General features: G+C 56.5%; 14 protein-coding genes. 11 read left to right on the top strand and 3 right to left on the bottom strand.

Translation table 11 applies throughout. The features are described from left to right. Positions 1–6: 6 nt before the first annotated feature. The 6 genes from ftsH to IPM58_07820 all read left to right on the top strand — a co-directional run bounded on the left by ftsH (position 7) and on the right by IPM58_07820 (position 6,544). A complete protein-coding gene (gene ftsH / locus IPM58_07795; protein ID MBK9306976.1) occupies positions 7–1,869 on the top strand; it encodes an ATP-dependent zinc metalloprotease FtsH in 1,863 nt (620 codons plus the stop codon). A gap of 50 nt (positions 1,870–1,919) precedes the next feature. Beyond that, positions 1,920–3,032 carry an MlaE family lipid ABC transporter permease subunit gene (locus IPM58_07800; GenBank protein MBK9306977.1) on the top strand — a complete coding sequence of 371 codons (1,113 nt, stop codon included), beginning with the start codon at positions 1,920–1,922 and terminating at the stop codon, positions 3,030–3,032. 225 nt (positions 3,033–3,257) lie between these two features. Continuing rightward, complete coding sequence (locus tag IPM58_07805) at positions 3,258–4,061, top strand: ATP-binding cassette domain-containing protein (GenBank protein ID MBK9306978.1); 804 nt, start codon at positions 3,258–3,260, stop codon at positions 4,059–4,061. A 128-nt stretch (positions 4,062–4,189) separates the two neighbouring features. After that, on the top strand, positions 4,190–5,152 hold the full coding sequence (locus tag IPM58_07810; GenBank protein MBK9306979.1) for an MCE family protein: 963 nt from the start codon (positions 4,190–4,192) through the stop codon (positions 5,150–5,152). A gap of 19 nt (positions 5,153–5,171) precedes the next feature. Beyond that, entirely contained in the window at positions 5,172–5,810 is a 639-nt protein-coding gene (locus tag IPM58_07815) for a membrane integrity-associated transporter subunit PqiC (protein MBK9306980.1), read from the top strand. 299 nt (positions 5,811–6,109) lie between these two features. After that, complete coding sequence (locus IPM58_07820; protein MBK9306981.1) at positions 6,110–6,544, top strand: OsmC family protein; 435 nt, start codon at positions 6,110–6,112, stop codon at positions 6,542–6,544. 18 nt (positions 6,545–6,562) lie between these two features. On the opposite strand, the gene IPM58_07825 is transcribed toward IPM58_07820, so the two are convergent. From IPM58_07825 to IPM58_07835, 3 genes are all read right to left on the bottom strand, one after another. Continuing rightward, positions 6,563–7,234 (bottom strand): 4'-phosphopantetheinyl transferase superfamily protein, encoded by a 672-nt coding sequence (locus IPM58_07825; GenBank protein ID MBK9306982.1) that lies wholly within the window; start codon positions 7,232–7,234, stop codon positions 6,563–6,565. 135 nt (positions 7,235–7,369) lie between these two features. Beyond that, positions 7,370–9,034, bottom strand: coding sequence for a cyclic peptide export ABC transporter (locus tag IPM58_07830; protein ID MBK9306983.1), 1,665 nt, complete (start codon positions 9,032–9,034; stop codon positions 7,370–7,372). A gap of 53 nt (positions 9,035–9,087) precedes the next feature. Continuing rightward, complete coding sequence (locus tag IPM58_07835; GenBank protein MBK9306984.1) at positions 9,088–18,357, bottom strand: amino acid adenylation domain-containing protein; 9,270 nt, start codon at positions 18,355–18,357, stop codon at positions 9,088–9,090. 396 nt (positions 18,358–18,753) lie between these two features. Here IPM58_07835 and IPM58_07840 point away from each other — a divergent pair, with 396 nt between their 5' ends. The 5 genes from IPM58_07840 (at position 18,754) to IPM58_07860 (ending at position 21,314) form a co-directional block, all read left to right on the top strand. Next, positions 18,754–19,143, top strand: coding sequence for a cytochrome c (locus tag IPM58_07840; protein MBK9306985.1), 390 nt, complete (start codon positions 18,754–18,756; stop codon positions 19,141–19,143). A gap of 80 nt (positions 19,144–19,223) precedes the next feature. Further along, positions 19,224–19,442, top strand: a complete 219-nt coding sequence (locus IPM58_07845; GenBank protein ID MBK9306986.1) for a DUF2892 domain-containing protein — start codon at positions 19,224–19,226, stop codon at positions 19,440–19,442. A gap of 9 nt (positions 19,443–19,451) precedes the next feature. Then, positions 19,452–20,306, top strand: a complete 855-nt coding sequence (locus tag IPM58_07850; GenBank protein ID MBK9306987.1) for a c-type cytochrome — start codon at positions 19,452–19,454, stop codon at positions 20,304–20,306. A gap of 111 nt (positions 20,307–20,417) precedes the next feature. Beyond that, on the top strand, positions 20,418–20,822 hold the full coding sequence (locus tag IPM58_07855) for an OsmC family protein (protein MBK9306988.1): 405 nt from the start codon (positions 20,418–20,420) through the stop codon (positions 20,820–20,822). Positions 20,823–20,954: 132 nt separating this feature from the next. After that, positions 20,955–21,314, top strand: a complete 360-nt coding sequence (locus IPM58_07860; GenBank protein ID MBK9306989.1) for a DsrE family protein — start codon at positions 20,955–20,957, stop codon at positions 21,312–21,314. The last annotated feature ends 50 nt before the right edge of the window (positions 21,315–21,364 follow it).

Here is a 21,364-nt window from a genome sequence, read left to right on the forward strand (position 1 = left end):
CGAACGATGAACAAGAAAGTCTCCTTTTCGATTTGGTACGTGCTGCTTGCCGTCATGGCGGTCGTGATCGTACACGACTTCATTCTGGCTCTGAACCAAGTCGAAGAACTTCCATACAGTGAATTCAAGCGGCTAGTTACGGAGGGCAAGGTTGCTGAGGTTTCGGTGACCAGCCAGGTGTTGACCGGGAAATTGAAGCCCGATGGGGACTCGAAAGAACAGAAAGCCTTCAGGACCGTGCGGGTTGATGATCCGGATCTCGTCCGTGAGCTCAACCAGCATGGAGTCACCTTCACCGGTGTTATTGAATCCACCTTTTTGCGCGATCTCCTGTCATGGATCATTCCGGTCGCCCTGTTCGTCGGTATCTGGTTCTTTATCTTTCGTCGGTTTGGTCAGGCCCAAGGTGGATTCATGCAAGTCGGGCAATCCAAAGCGAAGATCTACGTGGAGAAGGACATCAAGGTGACGTTTGCCGATGTCGCCGGTGTGGACGAAGCCAAAGAAGAACTGCGTGAAGTGATCGAGTTCCTCAAGACGCCGGAGAAGTTCACCAAGCTCGGCGGCAAGATTCCCAAGGGGATCTTGCTCGTCGGACCTCCGGGGACCGGCAAGACATTACTGGCCCGTGCTGTGGCTGGTGAGGCTGGCGTGACCTTCTTCAGCATCAGCGGATCTGAATTTGTGGAAATGTTCGTCGGGGTCGGAGCAGCCCGGGTCCGTGATCTATTCGATCAGGCAAAACTCAAAGCTCCCTGCATTATTTTCATCGATGAGTTGGATGCACTTGGGAAAGCGCGTGGCGCGGGGCCCATGGGGCATGAGGAACGGGAGCAAACGCTCAACCAGTTGCTGGTCGAGATGGACGGTTTCGATCCTCGCATCGGGGTCATTCTCATGGCAGCGACCAATCGCCCTGAGATTCTTGATCCTGCGTTGCTGCGAGCCGGCCGGTTCGATCGCCATGTGGTGGTGGACCGTCCGGACAAGATCGGTCGCCTCGCCATTCTTCGCGTGCATGCTAAGCAGGTGGCGCTTGGTCCAGACGCTGATCTTGAAAACATCGCCGCGATGACCCCCGGATTCTCCGGAGCTGATTTGGCTAACATCATCAATGAGTCGGCGTTGTTAGCTGTGCGCCGTGGCAAGGATCAGGTCGGTATTTCCGAATTACACGAGGCGGTCGAGCGAGTCATTGCTGGTTTGGAGAAGAAGAATCGCGTCCTGAATAAGATGGAGAAAGAACGGGTCGCCTATCATGAAACCGGGCATGCCCTCATCGCCATGTCTTTGCCGGGGATGGATCAGGTGCAGAAAATCTCGATCATTCCTCGCGGCGTGGCGGCGCTCGGCTATACGCTGCAGCTTCCGACGGAAGACCGGTTTCTGATGACGAAATCCGAGTTAGAGAATAAAGTGGCGGTATTATTGGGCGGGCGAATTGCTGAAGAAACCATCTTCGGCGAGGCGTCCACCGGAGCGCAAAACGATCTCGTGAAGGCCACGGATATCGCAAAGAGCATGGTTAAGGCCTACGGGATGAGCGATAAGCTTGGCACCATCACCTTGGAGCAAGAACGACAGCCACAATTTCTCCAGCTTCCTGTCGCTTCCGAAAGAGGGGACTACTCGGAAGAGACCGCTCGCGAGATCGATTGCGAAGTGCGGCGAATCGTTGACGAGCAGTACGGAAGAGTCAAGCAGATGTTGGAAGAACGAAAGGCCTCACTCCATCAGGGCGCGAAGCTCCTGATAGAACGCGAGGTGATTACTGGGCCTGAGCTGAAAGCGATCATGGAAAGCGCATTAAGTCGTTGTGAGGAGACCGTATCTCGTGCAAGCTTTCAGGTTTGTCGGGTTTCGACTTGAAACGTTGAACTTGAAAGGAAACTCGCGATCGAGCGACGAAGTGAGGCTGAATGGAAGAACAGGCAACCATCTCCGTCAAAGATAGTGTGATTCATTGTCGAGGGGCTTGGACCCTACCGAATTTGACCCAGTTGGAGCGGAGGGGTCGAATGGTTCAATGGCCGAATGCCTCGAGGGTCCTCTGCGATCTCGGCGAGGTCACCGCCATGGATACAGGAGGCGCACTTGTGTTGCGGCGCTGCATGGACGGTTTGCGGCGGAAGGGCCAACAGCCGTCCCTCCAAGGGCTGAAACCTGAATTTGCGGAACTGCTTCGGAAGGTGGACATCGACCGGCCTCAGGCTGAACGCGGGTCTGCTGTCCGAGGAACACGGTGGGTCGAACGTGTCTCGCTCGCGCTACAATCCCGGCAAACCTCCGTGATCCATGGGCTTGCCTTCCTGGGTGAAAGTACCATCGCGGTCGGTCGATCACTTATGCGGCCTGGTTCCATCCGGTGGCGAGCGCTCTTGCGGATCGTGGAGATGGACGGTGTGAGAGCGTTGCCGATCACAGGTCTGCTGACGTTTCTTGTCGGTGTCGTGATTGCCTATCAGGGTGCCGAACAGCTACGAAAGTTCGGCACGAATATTTTCATCGTGGATTTGGTCGGGATCTCCCTTTTGCGCGAGATTGCGCCGTTGATCGTGGCGATCCTTATCGCGGGTCGTTCGGGATCGGCCTATGCGGCCGAAATCGGCACGATGAAGGTCACGGAAGAATTAGACGCGGTACGAACATTGGGCGTCTCACCCATGAACCTACTCGTGTTGCCGCGATCGCTTGGTCTGGTCATCGCGCTTCCCCTCTTGACGGTGTACGCGGATATCGTCGGTGTATTCGGCGGAATGCTGATTGCCTTGGGAGAGCTCAACGTGAGCTTTGCCGAGTTTGTCGCTCGATTTGAGGAAGCGGTTCCACTGCGGCATTTTCTCATCGGGTTGGCAAAAGCACCGTTTTTTGCGGCCATCATCGCCCTCGTGGGCTGCTATCAAGGATTTCAGATTCGAGGCGGAGTCGACGATGTTGGTCGACACACTACCATCAGTGTCGTGCAGGGCATTTTTCTCGTCATTGTGTTCGATGCGCTGTGCAGTATCCTGCTCAATTGGTGGGATCTGTAGCAGGATGTTGAAAAAGTCCCTCAGCGGCGTTCTCGCGCCGGGGGCAAAGGGGAAGGAGGGGGGGGGGGGTCCCGGCCGGGGGGGGGGGGGGGGGGGGGGGGGGGGGGCCGCCCGGGGGGGGGGGGGGGGGGGGGGGGGGGGGGGGGGGGGGGGGGGGGGGGGGGGGACGGCTTTTGAATCCTGGGTCTGAGTTTCAACGAGCAAGCGTGTAAGAGGGAGTTCCTGATGCCGTCGGCCACGAATATTGAGACACCTGTGATCGACGTAAGTCACGTCGCTACGAAGTTCGGACAGGCGGTGGTGCATGAGGATGTTAGTCTGTCTATCCACCAAGGCGAAATTTTCTCGATCGCCGGGGGGAACGGATGTGGCAAGACTACCTTGTTGCGGGAGATTATCGGTCTGATTACACCATCGGACGGGACGATACGGTTGTTCGGTATCGACAGCCGTCGACTGGAAGCGGGGGATGGCCACCCGGTCCACCGCCGATTCGGGGTGATGTTCCAGCATGGTGCCTTATTCAGCTCGTTCACTCTGGCGGAGAATGTGGCGGTGCCGCTGCGGGAGCATACCACCTTGAGTGCCGACCTGATTCGAGATATTGTGACTACCAAGATTGCAATGGTCGGATTACCGCCGGACAGTGCCGCGAAGTATCCGAACCAACTCAGCGGCGGTATGCGACGGCGGGCGGCACTGGCCCGGGCGATCGTCATGGACCCGGAATTGCTGTTTCTTGACGAACCGACGGCCGGACTCGACCCGATCATCGCCGCGGGGTTCGACGATCTTGTGCTTTCATTGAAGAATCTCCTGGGTTTGACGGTTGTGATGGTGACACACGATCTGGATTCCCTATGGCGCATCGCCAACCGTGTCGCCGTGCTGGGTGGTGGAAGGGTGCTTGGGATCGGCACGATGCAGGAATTGTCTCAATCGGGTGATCCTGTGATCCGTGAATACTTTCAAGGGCCTCGCGGGCGTGCAGCAAGCGAACAGGCGGCATGGAACCACCGAAAGAGGTGAAGCGTAGTTCGCACTCAGTTTCGAGTTCCAGGTTTGGAGAGGATGCCCTCATGCCACTTGAAACGTGAAACTCGAAACTTGAGACTCAGGGTCAAGATGCAGACGATGAGATACGAGAAAGGGCGCTAATGGAACCAAAGGTCAACTATGTGCTTGTTGGCTCGTTTGTGGCGTTTCTCGGAGCGGCTGTTTTGGTCGGGATCTTGTGGCTCGGGAAGACCGACTATCGAGGCTTATACGACCGGTACGAAGCCCATATGAAGGAGTCGGTCGCAGGATTGAGTGTGAATTCGACCGTTAAATATCGCGGTGTCGATGTAGGTCGAGTGAGGGACATTGCCTTGAAGCCAGATAATCCGGAAGAAGTCCTCCTGATACTTGATATCGCCCGCGGAACCCCGATCAAGACGGATACGCTTGCGGTGCTCGAAACCCAAGGGCTCACCGGTCTTGCGACAGTCAATTTGACGGGAGGCAGCCGAGAGGCACCAGCATTAGTTGCGGTAGAAGGGCAGATGTATCCGGTCATCAAGACCGGCCCATCGCTGTTCTTCCGCTTGGATGAGGCCGTCTCTCGGTTGCTTTCCGAGGAAGGTTTGGCCCAGTTGATTGTACATCTTGATTCCGCAGCCGTAGGCGTGACGAAGATGCTCGATGAGGAAAATCAAACGCTGCTCAAACGCACGATCAAGGATCTCTCAGATGTTGCCCAAACCATTGCCACCCACAGAACTCAGATTGATCAAAGTTTGAACGGTGCGGCGAGGAGTGTCGACAACCTCGTCAAGGTGACGGCGTCATTGAATGCGGAAGTTCCGACGTTGCTCACGAACATCAATAAAAGCGTCGAGGCGCTAGGAACCGCTACCGATGAGCTGGCCCGGACCAGTAAGACCGTTGGAACGGTCGTCAACGAATCCAAACCGGAGCTCCAGCAATTCTCGAAACGCACACTACCCGACGCCGGCCTATTAGTCACGGAGCTCAGACAGCTTACGGGTACGCTGAGTCGTGTGGCGCGGGAGTTGGAGCGAGAACCAAGCTCGTTGGTATTTGGACGGAAGGCACGACCACGTGGTCCTGGGGAATAAGATCCGGAACGATCATGCTATGAAGAAGTATTGGTTCCTTCATGTCATATGTGCCCTGTGGATTTCTGCACTGCCGGGCTGTTTGTCGCCCAGATCGGATTCACCGGAAATCCATACGTATCAGTTGAGCCTCGATGAACAGCGGAGCGAAGTCCGGCGTGAACCGCTCGATGGTCCGGTGTTGCTCGTGAGTCCCCCTCAAGCGGAGCCTGGATTTGAAACGCAACGTATGGTGTACGTCAAACGTCCGTTCCAAATCGAATATTTTGCCGTGAATGAATGGGCCGATGCACCGGTGCGCATGTTTGCTCCGTTGATGGTCCATGCACTTAATCACAGCGGGACGTGGCGTGCTGTGATCCCACACCCGAGCTCGATCCCTGGGGACTATCGCCTTGATACGGATGGATTTCTCCTCCAGCATGAGTTTATCCAACAGCCCAGTCGAGTCAGAATTACAGCTCGGCTGCAGCTTGTCGACCTGAAGGAATCGGCGATTCTCGGAACCCGGTCTTTTGAGACGGTGGAGAATGCTCCAAGCGAGAATGCCTATGGGGGGGTGCTGGCCGCCAACCGAGCAGTCGCTGGTTTGCTCGATCAGATTACGTCGTGGCTTCAGCAATGTATTCGGCATTCATTGGAGTGCGGCCGTTCATAGAATGGTTGCTGTTTCCAATCGAGGGTCAAGGGGGTTCCGGGGGGGGGCGGGGGCCGGGGGGGGACGCCGGCGGCGGGGACGGAGGGCGGGTCGGTGGCCGATGACGCGTGGCTGGTGGACCGAAGGGGGCGAAGGGGGGGGGGTTTGCGCGGAACGAGCGGGGGGGGGGGGGGGGGGGGGGGGGGGGGGGGGTGGGGGGCGGGTGCGGGGGCCGCATGCGGTCGGAGATTGGGTAAAGGGTTTCGCTGATGTAAACTGATGGAAGAAGGTTTGTCGATGTCCAACGCTTAGGAGGATGAATGGAACAGAAGAGCAAGGTCTACATGTATCAAACCGCCGTGAAATGGACGGAACAGCGCAAGGGACTCATGTCCTGTGCAGGAAAACCGGAGGTCCAAGTGGCCACGCCTCCTGAATTCAAGGGGCATGAGGGTATTTGGTCTCCCGAAGATCTCTTCGTGGCGTCCGCCAACATTTGTCTGATGACAACGTTTCTTGCTGTAGCGGAGCGGGCCGGCCTCGCTTTCTCTGCTTACGAAAGTACGGCGGAAGGTCGGTTGGAACTGGTGGAGGGCAAGTTTCAGTTCACCGCTATTACGATCAGACCGTCCATCACGTTGAAGTCCGGGGAAGATGCGGCGAAGGCCAAGGAACTGATCGAAAAAGCCGAGCGCAATTGCCTGATTTCCAACTCGATGAACGCCACGGTTACGCTAGAGCCGATCATGTGCTAGCATCGTACAAGACGCTGCCTACTCCAGGCTCGAACCCCACTGGTGCATTCGGTCGAGGTTCCTGGCAGCCACGGCTGCTTCCCAGCCGTTGTCGCAAGCGAGGAGCTGGACGTTCATCGAATCTCGGAGATTGGAATCGACTCGGACTTGCTTGGCTTTCCCACCATGATCCACCTCTAGTGTGATCTCACACCCAGACAATCCCTGAAGCCCGATACCTTGCGCCTTCAGCACCGCCTCTTTTGCAACCCAGTAGCGAAAGAATACGGCAGTTCGCTGCTCTGCGGCTGATTGCAGGACCACCCTATGTTCAAGTGGGGTAAAAAAACGTCTGGATAATTGTTCGACCTGGATATCTGAACGAACGGATTCAAGATCGACCCCAACTTCTTGCCCATTGGAAACAGCAATGAGCGCGCGGCCATGGGCGTGAGACAGATTGAATGTGATCGCTGAGGACTCGCGTAATGTCGTTGCCAACATGGGCTTGCCCGATGCGCTGCGATCAAAACCTACGGCATCGGGGCCAACAGCCAGATATCGGCTGAGCACTGCTCGGAGGCCTCCGTGCGACAGGATATAGTATTCCCGGTCTCGCTCCCGAACAAGGCGAGCCGCGCGCGTGTGCTCTCGCTCATCCAACCACTCCCTGCATTTCTTCAGGCAGTGTGATGATCCGTCGAGCGTCATCCCCCAAAGGTGAATGACCTCTGGTTCAAGATGGATATGATCCTGACATTGAGCAGGAGCGAGACGCTCTATCGAGTGAAATGATATCTGCACAGTGGGTCCAAGATACGCGCACGTGATGTCATGTCGCCAGCCTTATGCCTGAGGCGCATCTGCCTTGGCATTCACATGATGCGCAATGACTTTACCATCATCCAGCTTAACAACCTGATTGCCGAGATGGAAATACCGATCATCGTGCGTGATGACGATGACCGATTTCCCCCGCGCGCGCAGGTCCGGGAGCAAGGTCTTGTAAAAGATCTCCTTGTATTGCGGGTCTTGATCCGCGGCCCATTCATCAAACACGTAAATGGAACGGTCCTCAAGGTACGCCGTCACAAGCGCCAACCGCTTCCGTTGCCCTTGCGAAAGGTTGAGGGTCGAAAACTTGCGATCGCGTACGGTCACTTTTTGGTCCAAATGCAGCAATCGCAGGTACTCAGGCACGAGCGTCTCCACCTGAGAGTCGGGGTGACCGAGCAGCTTGTTGAAGAGATGAAAATCTGAAAAGATGATCGAGAAGTGTTCGCGATACCATTCCCGATTATCATCGGTGATCGTCGTTCCATTCAGTCGGACCTCTCCCCGTAACGGTTGGTATAACCCAGCCAGCACTTTCACGAGCGTGGATTTCCCGCTTCCATTCCCTCCGATGATAAACAGTAGCTCACCTGGACGCAGTTCGAGACTGACTGGGCCGAGCGTGAACGGTGTGTCGGCCGCGTCTCCCCCTCCATATGAAAATTCGACCTTGTCCCAGTGCACGATCGGAGCGGTTGCAGGCTTCGGGCCGATCACTTCCTTCGTTTGAGGGTCATCGCGGTCGACATCCAGCGAAATACCCAATCGTTCAATATTATCGAGGGCCACTTGGCCTCTCTCAAGGGTTGGTACGACTTCAATGATGCTTGAGATAGGCCCCATCACATAGATTACGGCGACGATATAGCCTGTCAAGGCCTCCGGAGAACTGGTCGCGAGTGATGGGAAGAAAAAAATGAGAAATCCGATGAGGGAGTAAAATGAGACCTGAGTCCAAACTCCCAGGATGGCGCGTATCCGCCTCTCTTTGAGCGCGGTCTCTCGATAGTACTCTGCCGCCCCGCGCACTTCCTGATTGACAAATTCTTCCCGTCTCGCCCGATGCATCATCAGCTCCTTCAACCCATCGGTGAGCGAGCGAAAACGATGAAACAGTTCGGCTCTGGCCTCGCGCGATGCCTCAATGAGCCTGCGAGTACTCGTATGTAACCACTGCTGTCCGAGGAGGCTGACGACGGCGACGCCGGCCACTCCTAAAAATACACTCCACGACAACCAGGCAAGAAAGATCCCGCACCCCAAGACCAGGGCCACGTTCATGAGGAAACTCGGAAAACATTGGACCGACCAGGTTACCCAGCTGACGTCATCCGTCAAGGTCACCAGAATATTGGCAGGTCCTCGCTCTTCGGAGCGACGCAGCGGAGCTCGCACGATCTTCGCACAGAGTGATAGCGAGATATCCACGATTGTGTCTTGGGCGAATCGGACGAGCAGCAGTTGAGACACGACGTTGGCCAAAATCTTACCCGCGACGAGGGCGATAAACCCCAATGCAAAAAGGAGAGTGTGCTCGGAGGGATGGTGCAGCACATGATTAATGAGCGCCAAGACCCCGGCGCTCAATAAACCAGACAACAGGCCGACACTGACCATGATCCAGGCCATGGATCTCGACCGCTGCGCGACAAAGCGAAGAAGGCGTCCGAACCGCATCGTCAACGTACCTCCCATTCAGCGAGAAAAACGAGTGGCACACCGCTCCGTCATCAAGCAGCCTCTGGGTTCGGTTCATCGCGACTGTGCTCGACCAGGAAGGTTTGGAGATGTCTTGTCACTTCTTCCACATGTGGCGTGACAAGAAGTTGCCCGGAATTAATAGCTGCAACCTGCACCGTCCTGCTCCCTTGGCTCCCAAACTCTTCCCAGGCATGTCGGGTATCCGTAACCGACTGAGCGACATACCGCCGTGACGCCACGATATTGAGGATAGGTCCCTGGTATCGGCGAACGTCGTAGCGGGCCACCGCCTGGAGCGTAGCTCGGGTTACTCTCTCGACTTGAAATTCGGCCATCAGTTCCTCGTTTCCGCCGTCGGTTCCCGCTAATGCCATGAGCCGTTTGTATTTATGTCGGGCGAATGGAACCCAGCCGTTGATCGGCAAGCGACCGAGCGAGGGGAGTGTGCGTATGACTCGCCAGAGTAGAAACAGCGGCAGCCCAAAACTTATCGGCAATCGCGAGCGCCGTGGGCGATACGTGGATGGATGCCAGGTATCCATGACCACCAGTGTGACGGCCTGCTCCTGCCCGAGCAGTTGCTGAGCCATTTCGTAGGCGATCAGTCCACCGGTACAGCTCCCAAGGACGATATAGGGTCCGTTCGGGCGAAGGCGGCGGATCTGGGCAATATAGTGGCTTGCCATCTCCGGCACCGACGTGAACGGCGTCTCCTTTCCGTCCAATCCTCGCGCCTGTAATCCGTAGGAAGGTTGGTTCGTGCCCAGCAGCTTAGCCAACTGAACAAAAACCAAGACATTTCCTCCTACTCCGGGCACCATGAAGATTGGTATCGCAGTCCCGCGCGGCTGAATCGCGACCAGTGACTGCCACGGCGGTGTCCAGTGGTCCTGTGAAAGCACCGACGCGAGCTCGGCGATGGTAGGAGCTTGAAACAGTGTCGCCAGTGGAAGGTGTCTGCCGTATACCTGTTCGAGAAGAAAGAAGAGGTGGGCCGCTTTCAGGGAATGGCCACCGTAATCGAAAAAGTTATCGTGGATCCCGATCCTTGGGACTTCGAGTACCTGCTGCCACAAGGCGGTCAATTGAACTTCCAGCCCGTTACGTGGACCACTGAGAACCGGTTGATCCGAGGTGGAGGAAGCTGGAGCGGGTAAGGCCTTTCTGTCGACCTTGTTATTGGCCGTCAAGGGCATGGTCTTTAGAAAGACGAAGACGGAAGGCACCATGTAATCTGGAATCTCGGATCGCAGAAAGGAGCGTAGGTCTGCTTGACTTGGGACAGACCCCTCATGGCCCACCACATAGGCTACTAACTGCTTCATCCCTTGCCGATCCTCACGCGCAGTGACGGCTGCCTGACGAATGGAGGCATGGCGGCTCAGCGCAACCTCGATCTCACCCAATTCGATTCTGAACCCTCTAATCTTGACCTGGTTATCGATTCGACCAAGATGGACGATGCGTCCATCCGGTCGATACCGAGCGACGTCTCCGGTTCGATACAGTTTTGCGGTAGGGTCGGGAGAAAACGGATGAGGGATAAACCGGTCTGTCGTCAGCTCTGGCCGCCCTCGATAGCCTTGAGCCAGCCCATGGCCCCCAATATAGAGCTCACCGGACACGCCGATTGGAGTGGGCTGGAGAAATTGATTCAAGACATACACATCCGTATTGGCGATTGGCCTCCCAATGGTAATCTCCCGGTCGGTCCGTTCTATTTTCTCGATCGTGGACCAAATCGTCGTTTCAGTCGGTCCATACATGTTCCACAAGGCGAGGCTTCGATCCAACAGCGCTGTGGCCAGATCCGGAGGAAGAGCTTCTCCACCGCAGAGAACCGTCAAGTTGTTACCGCCCAACCATCCGGCTTCGATCAACATGCGCCATGTTGCCGGAGTCGCTTGCATGATCGTCGGCTGTACGCCCTCACAGAGGCTACGGAGTTGTCGTCCGTCTATCGCAACGGCTCGACTGGCGATCTCGACTCGGGCCCCGACCAGCAACGGCACATAGAGTTCCAAGCCGAAGATATCGAAAGAGATGGTTGTCACAGAGAGCATGACATCTTGAGCGGAACATCCCGGCTCTTGTCGAATCGAGCACAAGAAGTTGACCAGCGCTCGGTGCGGGATTTCGACTCCCTTGGGTTGTCCGGTCGAACCCGACGTATAGAGGATGTACGCGAGGTCTTGAGGCGTGGCGACCGGCGTCAGATCATGGTCAGCTTCTTGCGCGATGTGTTCCGCTTCGCGATCAAGGCACAGTACGCGACAGACCCGAGCGTCAAACCGATCGGATAGGTCTGCAGATGTCAGCACGGCGGCGACCGAGGCGTCCTGGACCATAAACCGAAGCCGGTCTCGTGGAAACTCGGGATCGAGTGGGACATAGGCCGCACCGGTCTTAAGTACGGCGATCAAGGCAATGACCATCTCTACAGATCGCTCGAGGCTGATACCCACCGTCACACCGGGTTTGGCGCCCAGCGTTTGGAGATAGCGTGCCAGCTGATTCGCCTGCGCATTGAGTTGACCATACCGTAATGTCTTCGGTCCCATCGATATGGCTACGGCATCGGGCGTCCTTTCAACTTGGGCTTCGAATAATTGAGGAAAGCACTCAGACTGCGGATAGTCTCGTTGCGTACGGTTCCAATCCTTGAGCATCTGCTGACGTTCGGCTGACGTCACTGTTGGGAGCTCAGATAACTTGGTATGGGGATTGGCCAATGCGTGCTGGAGCAGAACTTTATACTGTCCTAACATCCGTTCGGCGGTCTGAGGCTCGAAGAGATCCGTATTGAACGTGAGGTAGGCTTTTCGTGAGAACTCGGTTTCGATCGTCATGCTCAAGTCGAATTGTGCGGCTTGCGCCTCCACCTCGAAGGGCACCCAACTCAACCCTTGCACGTGGATCTCTCTGATCGGGGCATTCGGGACGTTGAAGAGGACCTGCACCAACGGAGCAGAACTCTGATCGCGAGCGGAGTGCATCATCTCGACCAACTTGTCGAATGGGAAGTCCTGATTGGCATAGCCCTCTAACGCGGTTTCACGAACCCGTGCCAGCAATTCGATGAACGTTGGATCGCCGGAGAGGTCGGTACGCATGACGAGTGTGTTGACGAAGGAACCGATGATCGACTCCACCGCGGATTGCGTTCGGTTGGCGATAGGGGAGCCGACGGCGACATCGGTCTGGCCGGAATAGCGACTCAAGAGAATCTGAAAGCACGCCAACAAAGTCATGAACACCGTCGCATTGTGTTCCGCACTGAATTGTTTGAGTCGTTCGATCAACGATGTGGGGAACTCCAGTATGCGATGGGAGCCGTGAAAGGTCTGCGTTACAGGCCGTGGATGATCGGTCGGCAACGACAGCTTGGACAGCCCAGCCAGCTTCCTCTGCCAGTAGCTCGATTGTACGCTGAGCCAATCGTCGGTCAGACAACGTCGCTGCCAGACTGCGTAGTCGGCATACTGAAGGAGGATCGGTTTGGTCGAAGGGACGTCGCCCCGACAAAACGCGTTGTAGAAGAAGGCGAACTCATAGCCGATGACTCCGAATGACCACTGGTCTCCGATGATATGATGCATCGTGAGTACCAACACATGGTCCTCGGGCTCGATCTCAATCAAAAGAAACCGTGCGAGAGGTCCCTGCTCCAGATCAAACGGCCGGTTCGCTTCCTGCTCGACGAGCCGAGCTGCCTGTTGTTGGCGCTGGGCCGATGGGAGGTGCGTGAGATCCATTTCGACCCAGTGAGGAGGACGAAAGGGCTGAATGATTTGGACAGGCCCCTCACCCTTCATCATGAACATCGTTCGAAATGCCTCATGTCGCTTGCAGATGGCGTCGATCGTATTCCGGAGCGCTGCCTTGTTCAGTCGCCCCATCTGCCGTGAGGCAAACGGCATGTTATACGCCGTACTCTCTGGAGCCAGCTGATGCATCAACCACATGCGTTGCTGAGAATAGGACAGGGGGAGGGGCTGATCTCTCGGCACCGGGATGATCGGTGGCATGGCAGGCGCCTGCCGATCCCCTTGGCGTAGTCGCATCACTTCTTCAGCCAAGGCTGAGATCGTCGGTCGCTCAAACAGTCTCTGCAGCGAGATCTCGACCTCGAAAAGCTCGCGTATCCGGGAGATAATTTGAGTGGCCAAGAGCGAGTGGCCTCCCGCTTCGAAGAAATGGTCATGGATGCCCGCCTCGGGCACCTCAAGCACGGACTTCCACAGCTCAGCTAAGGCTTCTTCGACTGCATTTCGCGGAGCAATTCTGGCTGCTGCTTGACCGATGGTGCGTTCTGGAACGGGAAGAGCGTCTCGATTCACCTTTCCGGTAGGACTGAGCGGCATCGTGTCGAGCCACAACATGACGGAGGGCACCATATAGTGCGGTAGTTGCGTGGTGAGATAACTGCGAACCTCTTCGAGTTTGTCTTTGAGCGACGACTCCCCGGCGAGATAGCCGACCAACCGGTGCTGGTCCCGTTTATCTTCCCGAAGCAGCACCGCAGCGTGATGGACTCCGGGGAAATTGCTCAGCGCATATTCGATTTCTCCGAGTTCGATCCGGTAGCCACGCAGTTTAACCTGCTGGTCTACTCGTCCAAGAAACTCCACATTGCCGTCAGCTCGATACCGAGCCAGGTCTCCGGTCCGATACAGCCTGGTACAGGCCACGTGGGGATTCGTCAGGAATCGTTCGTGGGTCAGGTGCGGCTGATTTACATAGCCGCGGGCCAGACAGTCTCCCGCGACATAGAGCTCTCCCGGCACCCCGATCGGCACCGGCTGCAGACGCTCATCCAGCACATAGAGCTGCATGTGGGCGATGGGTTTGCCGATCGGGACTCGAGCCCCTGTTTCTTCGCGCGTGGTTTGGTACACGCTACACCAGACCGTGGCTTCCGTCGGTCCATATTCATTATAGAGCGTGGCCTGAGGCAGAAGCTGGTAATGTCGTCGGAGAAGTTCAAGGGACAGGCTCTCTCCAGCCGTAATGACGACACGAAGGGATTCCAGTTGAGTACTCAACGCCTCACCGAGCACAGCATGGTACAACGATGGGACCCACACCACGTGCGAGATGTGATGATGTGCGATGAGTGCTGCCAGCTCCGTGGGATCGCGCTGGGCGGTCTCAGATGGGATGACCAGTTCTCCCCCCTGCAGCAACGTCCAAAAGATGCCGGTCACAGACCCGTCAAACGCTAGAGAGAAGGTCAGGAGCAATCGAGAGACCGGCTCAGGATAGGACTGAAGCCTGGCATGAAGAGAGGTCACCAGACTGCGGTGTGTCACGGCGACACCCTTGGGTCTCCCCGTCGAGCCCGAGGTGTAGATAATATACGCGAGCTGATCAGGTGAAGCAGCTTGTACGAGATTCTGCTGCTGTTCCTCCTCCCCCACCCCGCCGATGGGAGATGTCTCCAAGGTGTCCACGTCGAAGATTCGGCCGCGGTAGTTCTGTAAGTGGTGACGAAGCTGCGCCTGTGTCACCACGATGGATATGTGAGCATCCTCCAGCATCAGCTGGAGACGGTGGCTGGGGAAGGATGGATCAAGGGGAACGTATCCTCCTCCGGCTTTGAGGATACCCAAGAGGCCCACGAGGGCATCAACTGAGCGCTCGACACAGAGACCCACCGGGACCTCTGCGCCGACTCCCAACTTCAATAGTGCGTGAGCAACTCGATTCGCTTGTCGGTTCAGTTCCTGGTAGCTGATGGATTGGCCTCCACAGGTCACAGCGGGTGCATCTGGAGTTCGCTGAACTTGTGCCTCGATGAGCGTATGAATACCGGAGGCGACAGAGGGCGGCTCGTTCCATGTCAGTGGAATATTCCGTCTTTCCTCGGGGGTCAGTAATGAAAGTTGGTGAAGACGGGCAGCAGGTTTCTCAAGGAATTCCTCAAGGAGAATTTCCAGTTGTCCCAACATCCGGTCGACCGTCGAGTCCTCAAATATCGTGGGATCATGGAGAAACGCCAACTCCAAGCCGCCCACCTTGTTGACGACCATCAACACGAGGTCGAACTCCGACGCGGTCGGTTCCCAAGGGAGATGAGAGGCCTCTAGGTCCTTGGTGCTGAACGTGGACAAGGGGTCCTCTTCTCCCACGATCATTACGTTGAAGAGTGGGGATAAGGATCGTTCGCGCTGGATCGACAGCGCCTCGATTACCTCTTCAAACGGGAGGTCCTGATGATCGTACGCATCGACCACCAGGCGGCGCACCTGCTTCAGCAGCTCGTGTCCCGTTAACTCATCTGAAAGTTCTACCCGCAACGCCACGGTATTGACGCAATAGCCCATTACGTTTTCAAACACCCTCCGGCGCCTGCCTGATACGATCGAACCGATCACGATATCCGACGCTTGTGTGTAGCGATGCAACCAGGTCGCAAAAATGGCGTACAGCACCATGAAGGTCGTGACATGCTGCTGTTGGCAGAAGAGAGCAAGGCTCGCTGAAAGTTCCGGAGAGAGCGATCGTGATCGCACGCCTCCCTCAAACGTGCGTACGCGCGGTCGCTGACGATCGACGGGGAGCTCCGGGGGAGGGTGGGCGCCTGTCAGCTGCCGAATCCAATAGGCACGCTGGACTTCACCAAGGCCTCGATCGAGCCTGGCTCTTTGCCAATCGACATAGTCCAGGTACTGAACTGCCACTGTGGGAAGCCGAGCGTCTCGTGCATCGCCACCGGCCTCCCACAGAAGGGCTAATTCCTTCCAGAAGATACCGAGAGACCATCCGTCGGCGACAAGACGGTGGAATGTCAACGCCAAGACATGCACACCCGGTTCGAGCGACAGCAAAGCTACTCGGAAAAGCGGTCCTTGTCGTAAGTCAAACGGCCGAGTCTTCTCCGTCTCCAGGAATTGCTGTAGGTGATGGTCTTGCTCCGCGGCATCCAATCGTTGGAAGTCTTGCTGCCTGATCGTGACGATCGCCTCAGAAGAAACTTCCGCGAACCCCTCGCCTCGCTCCGATCCGAAACGAGTTCGAAGAATCTCGTGACGACGGACGATTTCCTGTACGGACCGTTCTAACACCTCAGGAGTGATGGACCCCCGTAGACGGACATTCATAGAAATATGGTTGATCGCGCTCCCAGGGTGAACGTGCTCCAAGAACCACAGCCGTCGCTGGGCTGGACTGAGAGGAATCTTGCCTGGTCGTGGGGATCCAGAGGAACGTGGAACCAGCAACGTCCGTGCGTTCCCGTCACCATCTGCATATTGATCTTGCTGTGCATCCGATCCCGCGACACCCGGATCTGTGTTCAGCTCATCGATTCGCCCAGCGAGTTCGGACAATATCGGGCATTCAAATAGTGTACTGAGGGGGAGTTCGACGTGGAGCGTCTCGAGAATGCGTGTGACAATCTGTGCCGCAAGAAGCGAGTTGCCTCCGAGTACAAAGAAGTTTGCATGGCGATGCGGAAGATCTCCTCCAAGCACCTCTTGCCAGATCTCGGCCACCTTTTGCTCAATACGGGTTTGCGGGAGCTCAGTCCCTAATACATCGGGGACAGCGTCCACATCCTGGTCCAGCGTATGGGCTGCAACGACAGTGAGATGGTCGAATTCAAAAGCATCTCGGCAGCTGCGCCGCTGGATTTTTCCGCTGGAGGTTCTTGGGATGGCACCGGACTTGACCAAGACCACCGTGTGAAGTTCCAGTTCATACTCGTCTGCGATGGCCCGACGGATGCAGCGTATCGCAGCCATCATGTCCGATTCCGGCATGCGCTTCTCGATTTCATGGACCAGCACGACACGTTCTCCGGTCTCACCTTCGATGGAGAAAGCCGCTCCGCTCCCTCGCCGCAGGTTTGGATGCGCTTGCCCCGCTGTCCATTCCAAATCATGGGGATAGTAGTTTCGCCCTCGCACGATGATGAGATCTTTGAGCCGTCCCGTGAGGAACAATTCGCCGTGGTGGAGAAATCCAAGATCGCCTGTCCGCAGATAGGGACCTCCATCTGATCCGGCGAGGGTCGCCTGAAACACGGCTTCGCTTTCTTGAGGTTTCTCCCAATATCCAGAGGCGATTCCGGCTCCGGCCAGCCATACTTCCCCGACAACACGTGATGGGCACTCGGTATGGGTTTCAGGATTCACAATCCTGAGAGCAGTCTCCTCGAGCGGTCCCCCGCATCCGACCAATGTACGAATGGGTCCTTCCGATGCGGGAGATTCCTGGACGACTGCGTTGGACAGCGCCTCAGTATCTACGTTCAAGAAACTCGGCTCCGCACCAGTTCGTTTCATCGTGACCAAGAGAGTCGCCTCTGCGAGTCCATAGGCCGGCGCGAACGAGGTTGACCGGAAGCCTCGTGGACCAAAGGTATCGATGAACCGCGTAACCGTATCCGGGTGAATGGGCTCCGCACCACAACTTGCGACCGACCATGTCGTTAAGTCCGCTTGCCACTCTTTCTGGTGCTGTGCGGCTCGGATACAGGACTCGTACGAAAAGTTTGGTCCACCGCTGTGGGTAATCGCAAATCTGGCCACCGCTTCGAGCCACCGCAATGGCCGTCTGAGAAACGTAAGGGGTGACATGAGATAGGCAGGGATACCGGCGTAGAACGGAGCGATGATTCCATGCACCAATCCGTAGTCATGGAAATAGGGGAGCCAGCAGAGTGATCGGCTGTCAGTCGAGATATTTCCTGCCAGGCTCAGGGCCCTGCAATGAGCAAGCACGTTCTGATGGGTGATCATGACGCCCCGAGGAGTGGCCGTCGATCCCGATGTGTATTGCAGATACGCAAGGGCGCTATGGCTATGATCTGGCAACCTCATTGAATCGACTGCCTCATAGGCGTGATCCGTCGTGATATATGTGAGAGGACTCGCATCTTCGGTGGTCGAAAGCTCCGACACCGTGGTTTCGAGACCTGATGTGGTGAGGATCAGCGCAACGCGAGCATCATCGATGATGGAGCGAAGTCGATGGAGACTGTGTTTCCGCCTGATAGGGTCGGGAGCCGGAGCAGGAACCGGAACGAGACCGGCACAGACACAGGCCCAAAAGGCGTAGACGACGTCGAGCCCTTGGGGGTAGAGAAGAAGCGCTCTGGTTCCTGATGGAAACTCACGTGCGAGATGGCCGGCAAGCGAATAAACCGTCCGTTCAAGTTGGACGAACGTGACGTGATTCTCAACGTCGAGGTTGTCACGGACGAATGCGTAGGCCAGGTGACTCGGATTCGTCCGACAACCGAGCTGAAAAAGTGTTGCAAGATCGTCTATATCGGGAGAGGAAAGATGCGACATTTACGTACGGTGCCAGTCCGAAACGATACTCAGGAGAAAGCTCTCCTACGAGTGATTGAGTTGTTGAAGGTGTAGCGTAGTGTGTTTGGGGAAAAGCTCAAAGAACTTCTCATTTTCCGACCGGCATCGAGGGGAGCTCGAGGACGAGACCATTCGGCAAAAGGTCGCATGCCCACTCGATGTCTGGCCTTCACAATACGGGAGTGAGGGGCTGTAGCATCCTGCGCCAGTGGGCGAGACAGCCCTGAGGCGTTTTTCATCAGACGGAGCTATATACCAGTTGAGCATGCCCTGAAAGTGTCGTAAGATATTGGTTTATAAAAAGAATACTGTCAGTCCCTGTTTGAGAAACATGGCATATTGCTCGCAAAGTTCCTGACTGGTGAGGGAGAACAAATGCCTATCAGTGGACGGGTGCTGGTTTTTTGCGCATTGTTGGCTGGTATACCGGGGTTGGGGTTCAGCAATTTCGGAGTAGAAGAGCTGGTTACCTCAGCCAAAGGTGGCGATCCGGTCAGCGGGAGGGAGATCTACGTCAACACCTGCATCCGTTGTCACGGCATCGACGGAAAAGGAGCATTGGGAATCAAGCTTGCTCCACCTCCGGCAGACCTTACGACCTCGGATGTTCACAATCGACTCGACGGGACGTTGTTTCGTCGCATTCATGAAGGCAAACCGAATACCGCCATGGGGGCATGGAAACATGCACTCTCCGATGAAGAAATCTGGGATGTCTTGGCCTATGTGCGTACCCTCAGGGTCGGGAGTGAGGGGCAACCATAAAAGATGAATCCAACGAGTGAAAATTGTCTCATACCGGTCCGTTAGGGAGTGAGACCACCGTGAGCCAAGGAGGTATCGACATGACATGTAATGTGGGTGGAATTGAACGACCGATACGGATTGGGGCGGGGATACTGGCGATCGCGATCGGTCTTTTTGCCGGACTCTCATCACCCATTGCCGGCGTATTCGTGGTCATCGGAGCCATATTGCTGCTGACCGGCGCGGTAGGTTTTTGCCCGTTGTTCACCTTACTGGGAATCAATACCTGTTCTCCCCCTTCCAACTTGAAGAAGTGAGGCTGGTGAATGGAGAGATGGTCGATCGCAAGCATCGTGATAGTGGTTGTCGTGTCGATGGCGAGCGGTTGCGCTCCACCTCCCCGGATGACCGACGGGGAGAATTCCACGGGCTCTTCCGATGCGGAGGCAGCCGCTAACGCGCTGTTTGCTCCGCCTTCACCTGAAACTATTCCCGGCGATCTCCGGGGAGAACAAATCCGGTTGGGTTACATGATGGTGGTCGACACGCAAGGGTACGGGAAGCGGTATGTTGGGAATGCGCTGAACTGCACCAATTGTCATTTAGATGCCGGCCTCAACCCGAATGCAGCGTCATTTGTCGGCATCAGTCGTCTCTACCCGCACGATCACGAGCGTGTCGGCCGACGAGTGTCCCTCGCAGATCGGATCAACGAGTGTTTCAAGCGCAATATGAACGGCACGTCACTCCCGTCCGACAGTGTCAAACTGACGGGCATCGTGGCCTACATCGAATGGCTGTCACAGAATATACCGGCCGGCAGTTCCGTGCCGTGGCGGGGAATCCCACGCCTTACGTCGACCCATCAACCTGATCCTCTCAACGGCAAGAAGGTGTACGAGGAAAAATGCGTGTTCTGCCATGGCTCTGAGGGGCAGGGAACGATGACGGCGCCGCCAGTATGGGGGCCGCGTTCGTACAATATCGGTGCGGACATGGCGAGGATCAGCGTGGCGGCTGCGTTCATCAAGGCCAACATGCCGAGAGGATGGGGATGGACCGTCACGGACGACGAGGCGTTTGACGTGGCGGCCTATATCAATACTCAGCCACGTCCCGACTATCCCGACAAGATCCATGATTGGCCGAAAGGGGGCAAGCCGGCGGATGCCCCCTATTGACGGGCAGGTGAAGCGTTTGAGCCCACGGTTTCAGGTTTTCGAGCTCCGCACAACCTGAAACGTGAAACCGTGAACTCCATACGGTCGGTTAGTGATTCCGAGAGCGGCGCGATGAAACTTATAGCGACTTACCACGGCGGGACACGCTATGACATTGTGAGCGGGAAGCATCGAGTTGTCACCGACCAGCCGGTTGAGGACGGAGGGCAGGATGCCGGTATGGGGCCGGTGGAACTGTTTGTCGGGTCCGTCGCAAGTTGCGTTGCGTACGTTGTGGGGCAATTCTGTGGGCGACACGGTCTCTCACGAGACGGCTTGGAGGTCGAGGCCGAATGGACGATGGCGGAAGGTCCGCATCGTGTCGGCGGCATCGACATTGAAATTCATCTTCCCCATCGCATCACGGCAGATCAGAGGGAGCGAGTCCTGAAGGTCGCCCATGGCTGTACGGTGCACCAGTCCATCGCCGTGACGCCGAACATCGGGATCAAGCTAACCCCGCTTCACACTAGATGAACTATGACTTGTGAGGCGAAAGGGATGCACAGCCAAGCCGGAAGCACGGCGGCTGGTCTAAGGCAATCGATCGTTGGCCGATGCGCTTCACGAACGATGAGAGACGAACAACGAGAGACGGAGGTTTGAGGCATGGCGACATTCATTATTTCAGGGAGTCGAGGGACGGATGATCCAACGATGGCAACGCTGCCGTTCATGGCGGCCAAGACGGCCAAAGAGCAGGGACACGATGTGGTGCTGTGGCTATGGAATGAAGCTGTCACGCTGGGACGTAAAGGCGTGGCTGAACATATAACCGGTGTGAACCTGACCCCGCTCAAAGAGCTGGTTGCAGCGGTGCAGGCTGCAGGAGTTCCGATCTGGGTCTGCGGGGCCTGTGCGGTCGCCAGACAAGTCGGTACCGCCGATCTCGTGGCCGGCGCCTCCATCAAAGGCATGCCGGACTACATCAAGGCTGTGGCTGAGCGAGATCGAAGCGTCGCATTCTGATTTCATATCTGGTGAAGGAGGAGGTCCCGCATGGCTGCTGACGGCGAATC

This window comes from Nitrospira sp., assembly GCA_016715825.1.
In the GTDB taxonomy this organism is placed as follows: Bacteria; Nitrospirota; Nitrospiria; order Nitrospirales; family Nitrospiraceae; genus Nitrospira_D.

Bases quoted from the DNA above. Each gene is read 5' to 3' on its own strand.
- IPM58_07845 (MBK9306986.1), top strand. From the start codon at position 19,224: ATGACATGTAATGTGGGTGGAATTGAACGACCGATACGGATTGGGGCG.
- IPM58_07835 (MBK9306984.1), bottom strand. From the start codon at position 18,357: ATGTCGCATCTTTCCTCTCCCGATATAGACGATCTTGCAACACTTTTT.
- IPM58_07840 (MBK9306985.1), top strand. From the start codon at position 18,754: ATGCCTATCAGTGGACGGGTGCTGGTTTTTTGCGCATTGTTGGCTGGT.
- IPM58_07815 (MBK9306980.1), top strand. From the start codon at position 5,172: ATGAAGAAGTATTGGTTCCTTCATGTCATATGTGCCCTGTGGATTTCT.
- IPM58_07805 (MBK9306978.1), top strand. From the start codon at position 3,258: ATGCCGTCGGCCACGAATATTGAGACACCTGTGATCGACGTAAGTCAC.
- IPM58_07810 (MBK9306979.1), top strand. From the start codon at position 4,190: ATGGAACCAAAGGTCAACTATGTGCTTGTTGGCTCGTTTGTGGCGTTT.
- IPM58_07825 (MBK9306982.1), bottom strand. From the start codon at position 7,234: ATGACGCTCGACGGATCATCACACTGCCTGAAGAAATGCAGGGAGTGG.
- IPM58_07830 (MBK9306983.1), bottom strand. From the start codon at position 9,034: ATGCGGTTCGGACGCCTTCTTCGCTTTGTCGCGCAGCGGTCGAGATCC.
- IPM58_07800 (MBK9306977.1), top strand. From the start codon at position 1,920: ATGGAAGAACAGGCAACCATCTCCGTCAAAGATAGTGTGATTCATTGT.
- IPM58_07855 (MBK9306988.1), top strand. From the start codon at position 20,418: ATGAAACTTATAGCGACTTACCACGGCGGGACACGCTATGACATTGTG.
- IPM58_07820 (MBK9306981.1), top strand. From the start codon at position 6,110: ATGGAACAGAAGAGCAAGGTCTACATGTATCAAACCGCCGTGAAATGG.
- IPM58_07850 (MBK9306987.1), top strand. From the start codon at position 19,452: ATGGAGAGATGGTCGATCGCAAGCATCGTGATAGTGGTTGTCGTGTCG.
- ftsH (MBK9306976.1), top strand. From the start codon at position 7: ATGAACAAGAAAGTCTCCTTTTCGATTTGGTACGTGCTGCTTGCCGTC.
- IPM58_07860 (MBK9306989.1), top strand. From the start codon at position 20,955: ATGGCGACATTCATTATTTCAGGGAGTCGAGGGACGGATGATCCAACG.